15 protein-coding genes are annotated in these 17,295 nt (G+C 44.5%); 6 read left to right on the top strand and 9 right to left on the bottom strand.

Going from position 1 to position 17,295, the window contains the following annotated elements; translation table 11 throughout:
* Positions 1 to 2: 2 nt before the first annotated feature.
* The 3 genes from L1271_RS02230 to L1271_RS02220 all read left to right on the top strand — a co-directional run bounded on the left by L1271_RS02230 (position 3) and on the right by L1271_RS02220 (position 3,357).
* Positions 3 to 1,682 carry a GMC family oxidoreductase gene (locus L1271_RS02230; RefSeq protein WP_235366658.1) on the top strand — a complete coding sequence of 560 codons (1,680 nt, stop codon included), beginning with the start codon at positions 3 to 5 and terminating at the stop codon, positions 1,680 to 1,682.
* Complete coding sequence (locus L1271_RS02225; protein WP_010606696.1) at positions 1,682 to 2,431, top strand: gluconate 2-dehydrogenase subunit 3 family protein; 750 nt, start codon at positions 1,682 to 1,684, stop codon at positions 2,429 to 2,431. The genes L1271_RS02230 and L1271_RS02225 overlap by 1 nt, the downstream gene beginning before the upstream one ends.
* A 68-nt stretch (positions 2,432 to 2,499) precedes the next feature.
* Complete coding sequence (locus L1271_RS02220) at positions 2,500 to 3,357, top strand: sugar phosphate isomerase/epimerase family protein (protein ID WP_235366657.1); 858 nt, start codon at positions 2,500 to 2,502, stop codon at positions 3,355 to 3,357.
* 950 nt (positions 3,358 to 4,307) lie between these two features.
* On the opposite strand, the gene L1271_RS02215 is transcribed toward L1271_RS02220, so the two are convergent.
* From L1271_RS02215 to L1271_RS02205, 3 genes are all read right to left on the bottom strand, one after another.
* The gene (locus L1271_RS02215; protein WP_235366656.1) at positions 4,308 to 5,171 is read right to left on the bottom strand and encodes an AraC family transcriptional regulator; all 864 of its coding nucleotides are present in this window, start codon (positions 5,169 to 5,171) and stop codon (positions 4,308 to 4,310) included.
* Between the two features lie 221 nt (positions 5,172 to 5,392).
* Positions 5,393 to 6,868, bottom strand: coding sequence for a tetratricopeptide repeat protein (locus L1271_RS02210; protein WP_235366655.1), 1,476 nt, complete (start codon positions 6,866 to 6,868; stop codon positions 5,393 to 5,395).
* A gap of 505 nt (positions 6,869 to 7,373) precedes the next feature.
* Positions 7,374 to 8,291: a LysR family transcriptional regulator gene (locus L1271_RS02205; RefSeq protein ID WP_102057171.1), complete on the bottom strand. Its 918-nt coding sequence runs from the start codon at positions 8,289 to 8,291 to the stop codon at positions 7,374 to 7,376.
* A gap of 93 nt (positions 8,292 to 8,384) precedes the next feature.
* On the opposite strand from L1271_RS02205, the gene L1271_RS02200 reads away from it, so the two are divergent.
* Positions 8,385 to 9,317 carry a DMT family transporter gene (locus tag L1271_RS02200; protein ID WP_102057172.1) on the top strand — a complete coding sequence of 311 codons (933 nt, stop codon included), beginning with the start codon at positions 8,385 to 8,387 and terminating at the stop codon, positions 9,315 to 9,317.
* 288 nt (positions 9,318 to 9,605) lie between these two features.
* Here L1271_RS02200 and tyrA read toward each other — a convergent pair whose 3' ends face one another.
* The 5 genes from tyrA to rpsP all read right to left on the bottom strand — a co-directional run bounded on the left by tyrA (position 9,606) and on the right by rpsP (position 12,925).
* Positions 9,606 to 10,754: a bifunctional chorismate mutase/prephenate dehydrogenase gene (gene tyrA / locus L1271_RS02195; protein ID WP_102057173.1), complete on the bottom strand. Its 1,149-nt coding sequence runs from the start codon at positions 10,752 to 10,754 to the stop codon at positions 9,606 to 9,608.
* Positions 10,755 to 10,965: 211 nt separating this feature from the next.
* Complete coding sequence (gene rplS / locus L1271_RS02190) at positions 10,966 to 11,325, bottom strand: 50S ribosomal protein L19 (RefSeq protein ID WP_017216162.1); 360 nt, start codon at positions 11,323 to 11,325, stop codon at positions 10,966 to 10,968.
* A 33-nt stretch (positions 11,326 to 11,358) separates the two neighbouring features.
* Positions 11,359 to 12,126, bottom strand: a complete 768-nt coding sequence (gene trmD, locus L1271_RS02185; protein WP_174169990.1) for a tRNA (guanosine(37)-N1)-methyltransferase TrmD — start codon at positions 12,124 to 12,126, stop codon at positions 11,359 to 11,361.
* Positions 12,126 to 12,659 carry a ribosome maturation factor RimM gene (gene rimM / locus L1271_RS02180; RefSeq protein ID WP_010606688.1) on the bottom strand — a complete coding sequence of 178 codons (534 nt, stop codon included), beginning with the start codon at positions 12,657 to 12,659 and terminating at the stop codon, positions 12,126 to 12,128. The genes trmD and rimM overlap by 1 nt, the downstream gene beginning before the upstream one ends.
* A 17-nt stretch (positions 12,660 to 12,676) precedes the next feature.
* Positions 12,677 to 12,925 (bottom strand): 30S ribosomal protein S16, encoded by a 249-nt coding sequence (gene rpsP / locus L1271_RS02175; RefSeq protein ID WP_010371051.1) that lies wholly within the window; start codon positions 12,923 to 12,925, stop codon positions 12,677 to 12,679.
* 256 nt (positions 12,926 to 13,181) lie between these two features.
* Here rpsP and L1271_RS02170 point away from each other — a divergent pair, with 256 nt between their 5' ends.
* Positions 13,182 to 14,840, top strand: a complete 1,659-nt coding sequence (locus L1271_RS02170; RefSeq protein WP_235366654.1) for a tannase/feruloyl esterase family alpha/beta hydrolase — start codon at positions 13,182 to 13,184, stop codon at positions 14,838 to 14,840.
* A 60-nt stretch (positions 14,841 to 14,900) separates the two neighbouring features.
* Here L1271_RS02170 and ffh read toward each other — a convergent pair whose 3' ends face one another.
* On the bottom strand, positions 14,901 to 16,280 hold the full coding sequence (gene ffh / locus L1271_RS02165; protein WP_010606686.1) for a signal recognition particle protein: 1,380 nt from the start codon (positions 16,278 to 16,280) through the stop codon (positions 14,901 to 14,903).
* Positions 16,281 to 16,487: 207 nt separating this feature from the next.
* Here ffh and L1271_RS02160 point away from each other — a divergent pair, with 207 nt between their 5' ends.
* Positions 16,488 to 17,294 carry a cytochrome C assembly family protein gene (locus tag L1271_RS02160; protein WP_174169988.1) on the top strand — a complete coding sequence of 269 codons (807 nt, stop codon included), beginning with the start codon at positions 16,488 to 16,490 and terminating at the stop codon, positions 17,292 to 17,294.
* Position 17,295 lies beyond the last annotated feature (1 nt).

Genomic DNA, 17,295 nt, shown 5'->3' with positions numbered 1-17,295 from the left:
CCATGGCAACATTTGATCATAAAGTATTGGTCGTTGGCTCAGGTGCCGGTGGCGCGATGGCCGCTTATACACTCACTAAGCTAGGCCACAAAGTTTTATTGCTAGAAGCTGGCAGAAATTACGACCCAAAAACAGAAAGCCCGATGTTCCGTCGCAATAGCGAAGCCCCACTCATGGGCGCTGGTAATAAGGATAAGAACTTTGGTTTTTACGACGCGACGATTGATGGCGGTTGGCAAGTGCCAGATGAACCATACACACGCGCAGAAAACACCGATTTTTATTGGTGGCGTGCACGTATGCTCGGTGGCCGAACCAATCACTGGGGTCGCTACTCGCTACGTTTTAGTGAGCACGACTTTAAGGGCAAAAGCCGCGATGGACATGGCGCTGATTGGCCGTTTGAATATCAAGACATTGCGCCTTGGTATGACAAAACAGAAGAAATAGTCGGGATCTGCGGTACCAATACCGGCTTGGATGACATGCCCCCTTCTGCGCCTGGCGTGTTACAGCCACCACCAACACCAAGAGTACCCGAATTATTGGTTGCAGCTGCCGCGAAAAAAATGGGGATCCCAGCGGTTCCCATGCACAGAGCGGTGCTGACTCGTAACAAAGACGACCGCTTAGCGTGTTTTTACGCCACGCCTTGTGGCCACGGTTGCTCGATTGGTGCGGCATTCCAAACCACAACCTCGCTTATTCCGATGGCCAAAGCGACAGGAAACCTTGAAGTGATCACCGATGCCATGGTGAAGTCAGTGGCGGTGAATGAAGATGGCAAAGTAACTGGTGTGACTTATGTCGATAAAAAGTCTGCACAAGAACATGCAGTCAATGCTGATGTGGTAATTTTGGCGGCCAGCGCCTGTGAATCTGCCCGTATTTTGCTTAATTCTAAACATGCAAAACATCCCAAGGGACTTGCAAACTCAAGTGGTCAGGTAGGTCGCAATCTAATGGACTCTACAGGTGCTTGGCTTGGTGCACAAATCCCTGCGTTAAAAGGCCGCCCGCGTTATAACGAAGACGGCCATACCGGTAACCACCTTTTTATTCCTTGGTGGGGACACAAAGCCCATGAGAAAGGTGAGCTTAATTTCCCGCGCGGCTATCACTTTGAAATTAGCAGCGGCTTTAATCAACCGGGCTCTGGCGTGTCTGGCAATAAACAAGGTTATGGCCCCAAATTAAAGCAGCAAGTGCGTGACGCTTATGGCTCCTATGTTGGATTTGCACTGCGTGGAGAAATGCTACCGAACAAAAATTCTTACATGGAAATTGACGAAAACGTCAAAGATAAATGGGGGATCCCGGTTGCTAAGTTCCATTTCAAATGGTCTGACAGAGAGCTCAAGCAAATCGAGCATGGTCTCAAAACCGCTAAGCAGATCCTTGAGAACATGGGTGCCAAAGTCGGCGAGCTACCGCCTGCGGAAAAAGCCATTTCAAAAGGCGGTGAGATCATTCATGAGGTCGGCACAACGAGAATGGGCAGCTCACCAAAAGAATCGGTAACGAATCAGTGGGGGCAAACATGGGACTGTGACAATCTATTTGTGATGGATGCCGGCGTCTTTGCGTCTAACCCCCATAAAAATTGCACCTTAACCATTATGACCTTAGCGATGCGAAACTCCACCTGGTTGGCAGCACAAATTGATAAAGGAGCGCTGTGATGAATACACCTGTCCGCGTTGATTCTTATAAATATATTTCAGGCATGACACGTCGCGAGTCATTAAAGTGGTTAGGCTTGCTTGCTGCTGGATCTGCGGTGACACTCACCGCTGGTTGCAGTAAGGCCATTGAAGGTGAAACGGCTGCAGCTGGGCACTGGCCAGATATTGAAATAAAGCCAGTTAGCGCTCAAGGGTATGGCACCGATCCAAACATGATCATGCCGCCAGAATCACCTTGGCCGCTCACCCTCACCGAAGCGCAGCTCACGTTAGTTGCAGTACTAGCTGATTTTATTGTGCCAAAGGAAGGAAATCATCCATCGGCTTCTGAAGTACAAGTACCGAGTGTGATCGATGAATGGGTAAGCGCACCGTATCACGGACAACAAAAAGACAGAGTGACAATACTCCATGCGCTTGCTTGGATTGACGATGAGTCGACTTTGCGCTTTAAAAAGCCATTTATACAACTTAGCGCAACGCAGCAAAGTAAGATTATGGATGATATTGCTTATTTTAATGCACAAACACCAGAGCAATTTCAGCGTATAGGTAAAGCATTCTTGCGCTTTAAAGATCTCGTTCTCGGCGCTTACTTCTGCACACCTGAGGGCTGTCAAGACATAGGTTATCTGGGCAATATGCCAATTGCAGGTGATTATCCAGGGCCTACTGCCGAAGCCAAGGCGCATCTAGATGGCGTACTCGCAGAGCTTGGGCTAAGCCAGTATGCGTACCGCGACTAACCCTTGAGTCATTTTGTTATGACTAACCGAAGCAGAGTCTAGCTCTGCTTTTTCTTTAGGAGTAGATCATGTTTGTTGAAAACACCAACCGATTAAAGCAAGTAATGCTGTTCATTGCTTTAATTTTTATCTCGCCACTGTATGCACAGCCTTCCCTTCAACCTTTGCCCGTTAGCGTTCAACTGTGGTCGGTAAAAGATGAATTGGCAAGAGACTTTGATGGCACCTTGCAAGCACTCGCCAACATGGGATTTGATGGCGTTGAATTTGCTGGAAACTTTGGCAGCTATGCCGATAACCCAAGCAAATTAAAACAAAGGTTAGCCGAACTCGGCTTAGTTGCGAGCAGCGCCCACATCGGTTTTGACGCATTAGCTGAAGAAAAACGAGCAAGCACCCTACTCTTTTACAAAACCTTAGGCGTATCCACGCTCTTTATTCCTTGGGATGAAAGAGCATGGGATAAAAACCAAGTGCAAGCATTTGTAAAACAGCTTAACCAAGTGCACCAAATTGCCAAACGTTATGATATGAGGATCGGATTTCATAATCATGAGAAGGAATTTAACCCATACGCTAATAGCACGTTTTGGGATTATATCGCCACCAATACCCCTAGCGATTTCCCACTGCAGCTCGATGTCGGCTGGGTGATTTACGCAGGTAAATCACCCAGCGATTATGTTAAGCGATATGCAGGAAGAACCGTATCGACACATATTAAAATACGTACTCATCAAGGAGATGACAAAAGCCCAATCATTGGCGAAAACCACTACCCCTGGAAAGCGCTCATCCAAACCATGCAGCAACACGGCGGTACACAGTGGCTGGTAATCGAACAAGAAGAATACCCAAGTGGCCTTACACCACTAGAAAGCGTCGCCCGCTCAAAAGCGAATTTAGATAAGATACTGAGTGAGTAACAAGCGGGAATATGTTTATCTGAAATAGTTAATTATCGCTGTCAGGTTTGATCGTGGGGTTCGATCGAACTTGACTGTTGAATGATGCGAGAGTGGGAAATGGTAAACGCCCTATTATGTGACGGGTTAAGCTTGACTACACTAGCGAAGAATGAGCGCTAGCCAAGCTTTAGACGTCCACTTCATAAACAGCTTGTTATTTACCGAATACAAAATATAAGCAAAGCAAAATAGAAACTGACAGCAATAGCGATATAGGCCTTTGAAATACTGTACCTGATAGTTTTTGAATACCATGTACCTTTGTTCGACTAAAAAAATTGAAAACATGTTCGGCACAAAACAATACAAATACGCCACCAAAACCTAATGCATAAAGTGGCTTTTCATATAATAAAAACCAACTAAAGCAAAACAAAAGTAGAACCCCAACAAACGGAATTAATACTCTCTCTAGTAGTTTGCTGATAATGAACTTCCTTAGGAAAATAACAGCCCATTAGCTTGAACGCTCGAGTATCTCACTTATTTTTAAGTAAAAAACGACAATTATCAAACTAGCTTTATTTAATAATTTTAGTAACTTATCAGTCAAAGGTTACAATTTCAACACACAAATCACTTGCTATATGCGAGGGGTGATCTATCCGGGTCTTCTGTTGGCTCGTTAAGTACACATAGTGTTTAGTTATCGCATTAAAACATGCTCAACTTCATATGTCGCAAGGTTATTTGTCGCCATAAATGGCGACCTACGTAAGATTACTGCGTAAAGTGTCAAAGCTAGGAAGGTTGGTTAGTCTTGATAATAAATGCTCAGACTCGGCTTGCAGCGCTGAGAACTTGCTTCGCTAGAGCAACAATGATTGCTATAACAAAGCAAACAAATATTAGTAACTTGCGTATAGGCAGATACATTAGCCATAGATGCAAACCAAGTAACGTTATCATCAATTTTGCAATGGCAGGTAAATATCGGTGATCAAGTCGCACTCATCCACTTGATGCACAAAATTATGATATTCAAAAAAGCAGCAATGCGCATTTGGCAATTCACCACTGTCTGCTAGCCAGTTTTGATACAACCAGCGTATAGTTTGCTCCATATTGTCGTGACTCCCTAAATGCCTTACCTTGGCGCAACGCATTTGTGGAATAACACCTCTTTCGACGCCAAACGTGTTATCTGGTACTTCAGTGTTTACTGAGCCACACAATTTAAAACGAAATGCGTCTTCAGCCATAGTTTCTGGGTCGCCATTTGGCATGCCAAATGTTCGACTTGTATTAATTGGTGAAAGTCCGCTATTTTGTCGCCAAGCAATAAACTTGCCTGCACTTTCAAATATCAGTTTTGCTGCCCCTTTGTGCTCTAAAAAAGCAATTTGAGTCTGTTCAAAGTTAATAATATCGACCTGCATTGTCTGCACTCCTAAATTTTGTGGTGAAAAATTAAAAACGTCATACCAACTAGGCCAATTTGCAGCTTGTCTAAACTGTGAAGGGCTTTGTTCAAAAGTACGTTTAAAAGCTCGAGAGAAGGCCTCAGCACTATCAAACTTTGCTTCGAGTGCAATATCAATAATTTTAATATCGCGCTCAAATGCTAGGCGAAAAGACGCCCGCTTTAATCGCGCCAGCAAAATGTACTTACCCACATTCACGCCCATAAAAGCCACAAATACACGATGAAAATGAAATTTAGATAAAGCAGCAACATCACTAAGCAAACTCACCGTTAATTCATCATCTAAATGTTGATTGATATAATCGCAAACGAGCGAAATACGCTGCTGTAAAAGGTTGCTTTGCATAAAGCGCCTATGTGTTAGTAGAACTGCAGACAAGCTTAATCATATCAAAAGCAAGATACTTGATTGAAATTGCTCGATGTAAGAGAGAATGAGGAAATATCCATCCACAAAGATGGAAATAGCGAGGGGTGTCACTATTTTACCATTTAATCGCGCTATCGGGCCAGCTCGTGGTCGAACGCGCTAAACGCCCGACTACAGGCACAGAGGCCCCCCTCGCACTACTTATAAGCGCAGCGCGAGGGGTTAATATTCAGAGGGTTATCCTTGCGTCTTTCCAGCTGCGATTCAAACTTGCTGGCCAACTGGTGTCGCCAGTACGGTGCCATCATCTCTTTGTTCGGCGCTTTGGGGCCAAGCGTAACGTACTCAATTGGAGCCAGATGATCGTCTCTGTGCAGCTCCAGATATAAGCGCGGTGCTTTGCCATTTGCAAAGTCGGGATCTTCACTCTTTATTTCTTTTGCGCCATAGTCCAGATGCGTGACTATCACCCTGTGTTCCTGCTCATCCTTGTAGTTGGCATCTTTTAGCAGATAAGGCAGCGGGCCGAGTAGCCAGGCAAGTGTTTGTAATTTTTCAGGCGTAGGTTTCTTGCCAACAAATTTATCAACTTCTTTTTTGAGGTTTTTAAAGTCATCTTGCAGCTTTTTGGCACCCTGGCCCAGTATCTTAAAATTATCCTTTAGATACACAACCCGGTAAAAAGCAGCACTTTCCTGAGGAGATTGTCCGGTATTGGCAAATGAGGGCACTCGCAGCTCTTGCTCAGTGTGGTTGCTCTGATCTTTCATTAAACGATAGTCAAAAAAGCGCCCGGTATTAAAGGTAATGGCGCAGCCGCAGGCATCGTCATTTAAGTGGTTTTTACTGTAAAAGCGCCACATATTTAGGCTGTCGCTGTCTGGTAAAAAACAACCAATAAACACGGGGTTACCCTCTTCCGGCTCGTAACCTAATTCCTGCCAGAGTAATTTTCCCTCATTAGGATCATTTACTGCGTTAATGTGCCCCAGCCTAAAAGGGCTTTTTTCCAACAAAATTGCTTGGCCAACGTCGAAAGCGGTATAGTGAGTCATCGTAAGATTTTTACTGACTTTCAAATGAGAGAGTATCTCCTCTCTTAAAGCGCTAATTGATTTTGATTGTTCAAAACGCTCAGCTCTATCGTGAAGCTCATAGGCTTCAAAGCTTAGTAGAGGGTCTTTGAACACTTGTTCACACAAAGCTTTGGTCTCTGTAAAACTTTGAGTGACACCTTTTCCCCGAAAGTAGCAATAGGCCAGAGTAAATATAGCCCGAGCGTTTTCTTGCTCAGCAGCTAACTGGAAATATTCAACTGCTTTCTCATCACTTTGTGCTACGCCTTGACCATTTATATACATAACACCCAGGTTGCACTGACCGCGCGCATCTCCCTGCTCCGCCGCTAACTGGTAATACTTAACCGCTTTCTCATCACTTTGCGCTACGCCTTGACCATATTCATACATGAGACCCAAATAGCACTGACCGCGCGAATCTCCCTGCTCTGCAGCCAACTGGTAATACTCAACCGCTTTCTCATCACTTTGCGCTACGCCTTGACCATTTATATACATAAGACCCAGGTTGCACTGAGCATCTGCATCTCCTCTCTGAGCTTTTTCAATCAGTGCTTGAGTCTCTGGGGTTAATTCGGGGTTCTGTTCTAACATCAATATTCCTTTTAAACTGCTTAACCCCGTAAACATCATGATTGGGGCTGAATGCCCTTATTAAACGATATTTTGTGATGACTGACAATGGGATAGATTTTAATCAGTAAGTGTAGGTTGTCTGTACTAAGAGGGAATGCTTTCACGTAGTTTGGGCACAAGCGTGAAAATCGAAGAAGTCTCTGACCCCCACCTCAAATTTGGAAATCTTGTTATTGATACTTCGCTTCGTTAGGCTAGGGCTAAGAACAAATTTCTTTTGTATCAGCATCGAAGTTATTTGTCGCCATAAATGGCGACCTACATAAAATCGTGGCGTAAAGCCACTCCCACAATACTATTTGTGCGAAATCGCTGACACTCACCTGAAGCTTAGAGCTGCATTATCAGCATCGAAGTTATTTGTCGCCATAAACGGCGACCTCATAAGGTTGTGGCGTAAAGCAGCTTTCACAAACCGCTCCACATTGGCATCCACAAAAACAAAGATATATGGAAACATCAACTATGTGTCTCTCAATCTTGGATTGATTGAGCCGTAGTGCTCAAGCATGTAATCTATAAATAAGCGCAATCTGTACGGCATATTAACGCGGTCGTGATAGAGCATCATTAACCTTCTTGACTGACCCGCCCAATCACTAACCAATTGAATCATCAGGTTCTGGTCTATCTGATGTTGCGCTATAAAGCGGGGAATAAAACCGATACCCAGACCGTCCCTGACGGCTTGTGAAACCACGTTCAAGTCGTCCGCTTCCAGACGAATCATTGTACTGGGAGTATAGCTATACTGCTCTCCACTTTGCTGATTGTGTAACTTCCAGACTCGCACCGGATTACTAAGGATCACTGGCAAATCAAGTAACTGTTTGGGGTGCACTATGTCGCTATTGAATGCCATGTCCGGACTGGCACAAATTATGGATTCCACGGACCCCAGTGGCCTAGCTATCCAATCCTGGGGAAAATGCTCGCTAGCCCGAAATGCAATGTCGATATGCTCCCCCTCGATATCGATATTTCTGTTCGACAGTGATAACTCAATTTTAATTCCGGGATACGCATGTAAAAAGGCACTAAAGATATGGGCAAGCTGGTGTTGAGCGAGGTTGCTTGGAGCGGATATGCGAATGCAGCCGTGTGCTTCGTGCCTTTGCGCCGATAAGGCATCACTGATGTCTTGTAACTCACTTAGCAAAGGCCCACAGCGCTTGGCATACTGTGCCCCGCTACCAGTCAATGTTACACGATGAGCATCGCGGTTTAGCAGCCTCAGTCCGAGGGTATTTTCCAGCTGTTTGATTCGCCTACTCAGAGTTGAAACAGGCATGTTCAGGCTTTGCGCCGCCTGACTAAAGCTGCCGTGTTGTGTCACAACCCAGAACAAGCGCATATCATCTAGTGAATAGTTATTTTTCATTAATGGAATTTAAAGTCTCAAAAAACGGTATTTTTTACCTTAAATGGAAAATATAAACTAGCAGCTCAATAAGTCAATGAAAAGTAAGGATATATGAGTACACCAATTCGAACCACAGTGATGATGCTGATCTGCGTATTTTGTTGGGGCAGTGTTTTTCCCGTTGCCAAAGACATTTTGCTGCACATGTCCGGACTTTCGATGTCAATCTGGCGCTTTGCTATCGCGCTGATCAGCCTGTTTATTTTTATTCGTCTGGCCCGAATGCGCATGATACCTCTATCGTTAAGCAGGTATCTCATACTTGGCGTTATAGGTGTGATAGGCGTGGGCGGTCTGAATTTGGCGTTGTTCTCGGGGCTGTCTCATACCTCGGCAACCAATGGCGCGTTAATCATGGCACTCAGTCCCATAGTAACGACCCTGATGGCTGCGTTACTGAACAAAACACTGATAGCCCGAGTTCAGCTTTTGCAGCTGATGGTCGCTTTTGGCGGTGTATTGCTGGTTGTGGTAAACGGTGACCTGAGGAGCCTTTTGAACTTACAGCTTAATCATGGAGATATCACTATTATGCTGGGCATGCTTGCTTGGTCAGGTTATACCGTGTGTGGTTCCAAGGTATCGAGCTGGCTGCCGCCGCTGGAATTTTCTTTGCTTACCATGGCTGCTGGTCTAATTGGGCTATCTGTTGCAAGTGGGTTTCAGGCAAAAGTACACCCAGTAAAAGAGCTGATTGCACTACCCTGGCCGTTATTGATGAGCATGCTGTACATAGGTGTGTTTGGCACTGTTGTTGGATATTTGTGTTGGAACAATGGAGTGAAGACACTTGGTTCTGCCAATGCCTCTTTGTACTTTAATTTAGTGCCAGTGTTCGCAGCTCTGGTTTCTTTGCTGATGGGGCAAAGTGTAACAGGGATTCAACTGGCAGGTATGTTGATTGTATTAACTGGCCTGACACTACCATTGATGATAAAGCAGGTGACAAGAAACCGAGCCGTAACTTTACCTTTTAAAAGTTGAGTGAATATATTAAACGCAAGTGAATAAGACACTTGCGTATTCATTCAGAATTATTTCATACCATATTTACAGCGCACCACTCAACTTTGAAGTTGACTTATCAGCATTGATGCAGATAGTAACGGGTGTTATTTGATACTTCGCTTCGTCAGGCTAGGGATTGGAACAAATTTCTTTGGTATCAGCATCAAAGTTATTTGTCGCCATAAATGGCGACCTACGTAAAATCGTGGCGTAAAGCCTCCCACAACGCTATTCGCACTGTGATGTAGGAGGCATAACTTGGCGCTAAATACTTTCCTCATAATCCAACACTTTCGCGTCATTGGCTTTGTTAAGCAGGCCTCGGCTTTGTGATAGGAAGTGTTTCGCGCTTTCTGAGAAATACTGTTTGGCTTGTGAGAAAGATTGCATTAGACCTTCTTTATCGCCTTGTTGTAGCTTGGTCAATGTCTGCTCAAAGGTATCTTGATAGCTTGCCAATAACCCTTCTACATCATTAAATTGCGCGAGCATAATATCTGAATAAAGCTCAGGGGATTGTGCAAACAGTCGCCCAACCATCATCAGCTCTAATTGGTAGATAGGCGATGAGCAGCTTCTTAGCTCTTTTAATGAATGGCACTGCTTAGATAAAAACTGACCATATACAAACGTAGTTAAGTGGCGCATCACCTGAATGATCTGCATGGATTGGTCGTGTTTTTTAGCATCCATCGGTACCAACTGGCTGCCCCAGATCTTTAGTTGCTTGATTAATCCTTCACATTGCTTTGGCATACGCCCTTCGCACACCACAACAGTTTGCTTAACCCAGTGAGATATATCTGGACCAAACATAGGGTGTAGACCGACCACAGGGCCGTTGTGCTTGTTCATTAGTACTTTGAGCGGGGCTTGCTTCACAGAGGTAATATCTGCAAGAATACAATCATCAGGTAGCGCTGGTAACTCGTTAACGACTTGCTCTAGCGCGTTAATTGGTACGCTCACCAGCACCAATTTTGCATCACTCAGTAGCTCAGTAGCCTGTGATTGATTGTCTTTGTCTAAAATGCGTACTTCGTAGCCTGAGCGTCTAAACTGTTTCGCAAACAATTTACCCATGGCACCTTGGCCGCCGACAATAACGACCGGCGACATTTTTGGTGCAGCACAGGCGAGTTCACTTTGCTGGTTTTCGTAGGCTTCTCGCATCATACGACGCAGAATATCTTCAACTAAATCAGGGTTTACCCCTTTAGCATCCGCTTCTGCGCGCCGGGCTTTGATCAGCTCCGCTTCGCGCTTCGGCACATGTAGCGGTGCGCCCTTTTGCTGTTTTATTTTTCCAACCTGTTCGGTCAATGCTTTGCGCTTTGCAAGTAGCGCGACAAGCTCGCTATCGCAATCATCTATTGCAACGCGTATTGCTTCTAAATCGTTAGCCCCATTCATGATGTAAACTTATATGTACAGTAGTAAATTAAATAATACACCGAGTCTAACAAGAAGTACGCCGCTTTAAAAGTAAGCAACCATGAAAATATCGTGACAAGACGCCTGAGATGTCAGTGAGTATTCACAGAATGGAAATAATGAGAGGGATAAAACCAAAACAGGCCGCATAAAGCGGCCTGTTTTATCTGCATTTGATAAATGCGACGTATTAGTTAAGTTTCTCTTTAATACGTGCAGATTTACCAGAACGCTCACGTAGGTAGTAAAGCTTAGCGCGACGAACCGCACCACGACGCTTAACTGCTACGCTGCTGATAAGAGGGCTGTGCGTTTGGAATACACGCTCAACACCTTCACCGCTTGAAATCTTACGAACAGTGAAAGATGAGTGTAGACCACGGTTACGCTTAGCGATTACAACACCTTCAAAGGCCTGTAGACGCTCTTTGTTACCTTCTTTTACGCGTACCTGTACAACTACTGTATCACCAGCGCCGAACGCAGGTACGTCTTGCTTAAGCTGTTCAGCTTCAAGCTCTTTAATAATATTTTGGTTTACTTTTGCCATTTTATTTCTCACATTCCTAGGTGTAACTGTCTTCTAGCCACAAGCTTGGCCATTCTCTTGCTGAAATTCAGCAAGTAATGCCGCCTGCTCCTCAGTCAGAGCTAGGTTACGCAACAAGTCAGGACGACGTTGCCAAGTTCTACCCAAAGACTGCTTTAAGCGCCATTTGGCTATTTCTTGGTGGTTTCCGCTGAGTAATACAGCAGGCACCTGTTTATCATCCAATGTTTCCGGCCGAGTATAATGAGGACAATCCAACAAGCCATCCGAAAATGAATCTTGTTCTGCTGATTGGTTATGACCTAACACACCTGGCACTAATCGCGCGACTGCATCGATTAATGTCATGGCTGGTAACTCACCACCACTCAGTATAAAATCGCCGATGGACCACTCTTCGTCTATATAAGACTCGATGATCCGCTCATCAATACCTTCATAACGACCCGCTACTAAAATCAACTTTTCAGATTGCGCCAATTCAGTCGCACCTTGTTGATCTAGCTTTCGCCCTTGAGGGGACATATAAATTACTTTAGCGCCTGCTCCTGCTGCCGTTTTGGCATCAAGAATAGCCTTTTTAAGAGGCTCAACCATCATCAACATTCCCGGGCCACCACCATAAGGGCGGTCATCCACGGTTCTATGTTTATCAGTGGCGTAGTCTCTCGGATTCCAACAATTAAACTCAATCAAGCCGTTTTTCACAGCTCGACCCGTTACGCCTTGCTGAGTTATCGCATTAAACATGTCAGGAAAAAGTGAAACCACTCCAACCCATAGCTTTTGCTGATCGCTCATTAAAACGCTGGATCCCAATCTACCGTAATTTTTCTCTCGTCATGATTAATATCCAAAATAACAGAGTCTGTTAAGAATGGAATTAATCTTTCCGATTGGCCAAATGCATCTTTTTTGTTTGCTTTCACAACCAAAACGTCGTTTGAACCAGTCTCCATCAAGTCATCAACTATGCCTAAGTCGTAGCCTTTATCGGTTACTACTGACATGCCGATGAGATCTCGCCAATAAAACTCCCCTTCAGGTAATTCAGGAAGCTGCTCAGCATAAACAGCGATTTCAGCATTGGTATAAGCCACTGCTTCGTCTCTGTCGTTTACCTGTGCAAATTTAGCGATATATCCCTTGTTGTGACGACGCCAGTCGCTCACTTCAAGGTTTTGCCATTTACCTTGTTGCCCTATCAACCATGGGCTGAAATCGAAGATCCCTTGGGGATCGTCAGTAAATGAATGCACCTTAAGCCAACCCTTGATGCCATAAGGAGCACCAAGCTTACCAACAACGATTGTCGAGGTTTTACTTTGACTCATGGTTACACTTACGCCTATTAAGCCGCTTTACGAGCGTCTTTAACCAGCTTCGCAACACGATCTGAAAGAGCTGCACCTTGACCTACCCAGTGATCAACACGAGATAAATCTAAACGTACTTTTTCTTCCTGACCTGCAGCGATAGGGTTAAAGAAACCTACCTTCTCGATGAAACGACCGTCACGCGAGAAACGGCTATCCGCAACCACGATTTGATAGAATGGACGCTTTTTAGCGCCGCCACGTTGCAAACGAATAGTTACCATACCGTCCTCTACATAGATTGACTGTTTTCATTAATAAGTTTGTACTTCCCATTACGGGAAGCTCGGGCATTTTACGCATTTTCACGCGCAATGCAAGTTAATTCCAAAGTTGATGCTTTATTAGACCCTGCTACAAAGTTACCGCTGAAGTTTCGCACGGCACATTCGTCCCAATAGTGGTACAAAAAATTGGCTTTTTCAGCACTGCTGGAAAGTCGAAAATCCCTGTTGTTTCATTTATAAGGAAAGCACACATATGAACCAAATGCGCAAAGCAAAACGTTCAATTAAACATCTACTTCTAGGTATACCACTCTTTTCTTTTGCGCTCATTGCTACTTCAACACTTGCAGCAAACAATGAAGAAATAACGGCTTGTAAACTGTTACGTTTTGGTGACTTCTCGCAGCTAGAGCAAGGTAATGCTGCTATGAGTATCACCAACGCAGAATATGTACCAAGCCAAACCCTAGATGCCGACACCGAACTCTGGACATATAAGTATAGTCGCCTATTGGGTGCACCTATACCAAAAGGAATAAACTCTTTACCTGAGCACTGTTTGGTTGAAGGCTATGCCGCACCGACGATACGTTTTCAGCTTAGGTTGCCAATAGATCAAGTTTGGAACCAACGTTTCTTACTCAATGCCTGTATGGGCTTTTGTGGCGAAGTATCCAACTACCCAACGATGGCTGGCGTTATGCGTAATTACGCAACCATGTCTCATGATGGCGGCCATACTGCTGCCGGATTCGATGGTTTGTGGGCTAAAAACAATGTGCCATTAAGGGAGGACTTTGCCTACCGAGCGAATCATGTGGTTGCTGTTGCAGCAAAGGCGGTTATTGAGCGCTTTTATAGTAAACAACTTACGTACTCATTTATATCGGGTTGTTCGAAGGGAGGTCATGCAGGGATAATGGCCGCAAAGCGTTACCCAAATGATTTTGATGGCGTGATTGCCAGAGGACCGACGATTAATTACACCAAAGTCAATCTAATTAACTGCATGGATAACGCAAAAGCTATTTTGGATGAAAACGATAACGCACTGCTCGATGCAAGCTACACGAACTTTATTTCACAGGCCGTCATGCAAGCTTGTGATCATAAAGATGGCTTAGTTGATGGATTAATAAGCGACCCAAGACGCTGCGATTTTGACCCGCAAACGCTCCTGTGCAGCAACAACACCACGGGTAAATGCCTGACACCTCGCCAAGTTAACGCAATTAAGGACATATATGCACCATCCTACGACCAACAAGGTAACGTCATTTATGGCGGCCTACCCTATGGCTCTGAACCTGAATGGACAGGTTGGTTGTTCCCTGAAGCACCGTTTATCAAGCCTTATCACTATTATGCTGCAACCGAGTATTTAAAGTACTTGGCTTTTCCTCGAGAAAGATACAATCAAGGCAACTGGAGAGACTTTTCTTATAACAATGAGGTTGGCGAGCTTTCACCTATCTCAAGCTTTATGGACGCCGATCACCCTGATCTCACTGGATTTAAAAATAGCGGTGGCAAAATGATTGTTTTACATGGATGGTCAGACGCTGCAATACCCGCATATGCAACTATTGATTGGTATGAGTCAGTTATCAACTATATGGGTAAAGACAACACCTACGACTTTGCTCGGCTATTCTTGCCACCAGGATTGGTGCATTGTGGTATCGAGGGACCTGGCGCTGAAACCTTTGATGCCATCGCAGCGTTAGTGCATTGGCTTGATACAGGCATAGCACCGGATGCGCTTATGACGCAAAAAGAAGATCCGCAGGGCAATATTCTTTTCACTCGCCCTGTTTACCCCTATCCACAAGAAGCCCAGTACATTGGTACAGGCGACCCTAAAAAAGCAGAAAACTTTAGGCCAATAGTGCCCAATTTTAAGAATAACTAAGTAAACAAAAAGGCAAGCCTCATGGCTTGCCTTTCACATTATACAGACTATAAAACGGTGTTAGAACTTAGGCCCACCGCCACCGAACATGCCCGGCGGCATCATGCCTTTCATGTTCTTCATCATTTTCATCATGCCGCCTTTGCCTTTCATCTTCTTCATCATCTTCTGCATTTGGGTAAATTGCTTCAGCAACTTATTAATGTCTTGTACTTGCGTACCAGAACCCGCAGCGATACGCTTTTTACGCGAGCCTTTGATGATTTCAGGACGTGCACGCTCTTTTGGCGTCATTGAGCTTATGATGGCTTCCATTTGGTTAAAGGTCTTATCGTTTACTTGACCTTTTACTGCATCTGGCAAGTTCGACATACCAGGCAGCTTTTCCATCATCGACATCATACCGCCCATGTTTTTCATCTGGCGCAGCTGCTCAGCAAAATCTTCCAGTGTAAAACCGTCGCCTTTAAAGACTTTCTCAGCCACTTTTTGGGCTTTGTCTTTATCGACTTTCATTTCGACTTCTTCAATAAGCGACAGTACATCGCCCATACCTAGAATTCGAGATGCAACACGGTCAGGGTGGAATGGCTCTAAGGCATCGGTTCTTTCACCCACACCGATAAACTTAATGGGTTTACCGGTAATATGACGAATAGACAGAGCCGCACCGCCGCGCGCATCACCATCCGTCTTAGTTAAGATAACACCGCTAAGTGGCAGCGCTTCATCAAACGCTTTTGCTGTATTTGCAGCATCCTGACCTGTCATTGAGTCAACGACAAATAAGGTTTCAATCGGATCAATCGCCGCGTGTAAATCTTTGATTTCGTCCATCATGTCTGCATCTACGTGCAAACGACCTGCGGTATCCACAAGTACCACATCAATGAACTTTTTCTTCGCGTGAGAAATAGCACCCGTTGCGATATCTACCGGCTTTTGTGAAATATCACTGGGGAAGAACTCGACGTCAACTTCTGCTGCTAACGTTTCAAGCTGTTTGATAGCTGCAGGACGATAAACGTCAGCACTCACCACCAATACAGATTTCTTTTTGCGCTCTTTAAGGAATTTAGCCAGCTTACCAACACTGGTGGTTTTACCCGCACCTTGAAGACCTGCCATCATGACGACAGCTGGCGGCTGCGCGTTTAGGTTCAGCTCCTCGTTGGCCTCACCCATCGACTTTTCAAGTTCTTCGCGAACAATCTTGATGAAAACCTGGCCTGGGCTCAGACTCTTTGTGACTTCTACACCAACCGCGCGTTCTTTTACTTGTTTTACAAAGTCGCGCACAACCGGCAAGGCAACGTCAGCCTCAAGCAATGCCATGCGTACTTCACGGAGTGTTTCTTTAATATTGTCTTCAGTTAGTCGGCCACGGCCACTGATGTTTTTAAGCGTTTTTCCTAAACGCTCTTGGAGGTTTTCAAACATGTATCGGTTCCAAAATCTCGAAATTGTCGGGCATTATACTGATATGCGAGCCACTAATACAGTATTCAAGCCGATTGTTCTGCTTTTTACGCTTTCGTTGAACGAAAATAAGAATAAGTTAACGGATTGAAATAAAACCCTATGCAAGCGCAGAGGCTTTAAATACAATAGCTAAAAAAGGAAAGCAAAAATTAGGCACTTATTTTTATGTTGATTGTTAGCTTGTCATTAATCGCCTGTCTCTTTTACGTCATGGCCACTAGCCATGTTTTATCGCGCTTATTTGACAAACAAGGTCCAGATCAAAAGAAAACCTTAATATTAAGCACCGTCGCCATTTTGACTCATATGCTAGTGTTGGTGAATTCAGTGTTTACGCATCAAGGACAAGATCTCAGTACCGTCAACGTTGCCTTGTTAACCTGTTGGGTTATCGTCGTTTCTGTAACGACCGTATCTTTGCGCTTCCCTGCAACACTATTACTACCTGTGGTGTATGGCTTTGCCGCTATTTTGTTATTAGCAAGCCTGTTTATTCCGCACCATATTATTATGCATACAATAAACATAGATGTTGGTCTCGTTTTGCATATTTCACTTTCATTGTTGGCTTACTGCGTACTTATCATCGCCACCCTCTACGCCATTCAATTTATGTTTATTGATAAACGTCTAAAGCAGCGGGATTTGGCGATTATGACCAGCCATCTACCGCCACTTATGCAAGTGGAAAGGCAGCTTTATCAACTGTTATTTGTAGGCACAGGTTTATTAACGCTGGCATTGGCATCCGGTTTTTACTTTTTAGACGGTATGTTCGCCAAAGAGACTATTCACAAAACCATTTTATCTATCGTTGCATGGCTTATTTATGTCGTCGTCGCATTTGGGCATAAGCAGTTCGGCTGGCGCGGTAAGTCTGTGGTGATTTCAATCATAGCGGCTTCTGGCATCGTAACTTTAGGTTACTTTGGTAGTCGCTTTATACAAGAAGTGATTTTAGGCAGGTTTTAAA

Origin of the sequence: Pseudoalteromonas sp. OF5H-5 (genome assembly GCF_021530695.1) — a bacterium.
GTDB lineage: Bacteria > Pseudomonadota > Gammaproteobacteria > Enterobacterales > Alteromonadaceae > Pseudoalteromonas.
This window is presented reverse-complemented; position numbering and strand designations above follow the sequence as displayed.

Excerpts from the sequence above, each read along its gene's own strand:
- L1271_RS02230 (WP_235366658.1), top strand. The coding sequence starts at position 3 with ATGGCAACATTTGATCATAAAGTATTGGTCGTTGGCTCAGGTGCCGGT.
- L1271_RS02225 (WP_010606696.1), top strand. The coding sequence starts at position 1,682 with ATGAATACACCTGTCCGCGTTGATTCTTATAAATATATTTCAGGCATG.
- L1271_RS02220 (WP_235366657.1), top strand. The coding sequence starts at position 2,500 with ATGTTTGTTGAAAACACCAACCGATTAAAGCAAGTAATGCTGTTCATT.
- L1271_RS02215 (WP_235366656.1), bottom strand. The coding sequence starts at position 5,171 with ATGCAAAGCAACCTTTTACAGCAGCGTATTTCGCTCGTTTGCGATTAT.
- L1271_RS02210 (WP_235366655.1), bottom strand. The coding sequence starts at position 6,868 with ATGTTAGAACAGAACCCCGAATTAACCCCAGAGACTCAAGCACTGATT.
- L1271_RS02205 (WP_102057171.1), bottom strand. The coding sequence starts at position 8,291 with ATGAAAAATAACTATTCACTAGATGATATGCGCTTGTTCTGGGTTGTG.
- L1271_RS02200 (WP_102057172.1), top strand. The coding sequence starts at position 8,385 with ATGAGTACACCAATTCGAACCACAGTGATGATGCTGATCTGCGTATTT.
- tyrA (WP_102057173.1), bottom strand. The coding sequence starts at position 10,754 with ATGAATGGGGCTAACGATTTAGAAGCAATACGCGTTGCAATAGATGAT.
- rplS (WP_017216162.1), bottom strand. The coding sequence starts at position 11,325 with ATGGCAAAAGTAAACCAAAATATTATTAAAGAGCTTGAAGCTGAACAG.
- trmD (WP_174169990.1), bottom strand. The coding sequence starts at position 12,126 with ATGAGCGATCAGCAAAAGCTATGGGTTGGAGTGGTTTCACTTTTTCCT.
- rimM (WP_010606688.1), bottom strand. The coding sequence starts at position 12,659 with ATGAGTCAAAGTAAAACCTCGACAATCGTTGTTGGTAAGCTTGGTGCT.
- rpsP (WP_010371051.1), bottom strand. The coding sequence starts at position 12,925 with ATGGTAACTATTCGTTTGCAACGTGGCGGCGCTAAAAAGCGTCCATTC.
- L1271_RS02170 (WP_235366654.1), top strand. The coding sequence starts at position 13,182 with ATGAACCAAATGCGCAAAGCAAAACGTTCAATTAAACATCTACTTCTA.
- ffh (WP_010606686.1), bottom strand. The coding sequence starts at position 16,280 with ATGTTTGAAAACCTCCAAGAGCGTTTAGGAAAAACGCTTAAAAACATC.
- L1271_RS02160 (WP_174169988.1), top strand. The coding sequence starts at position 16,488 with ATGTTGATTGTTAGCTTGTCATTAATCGCCTGTCTCTTTTACGTCATG.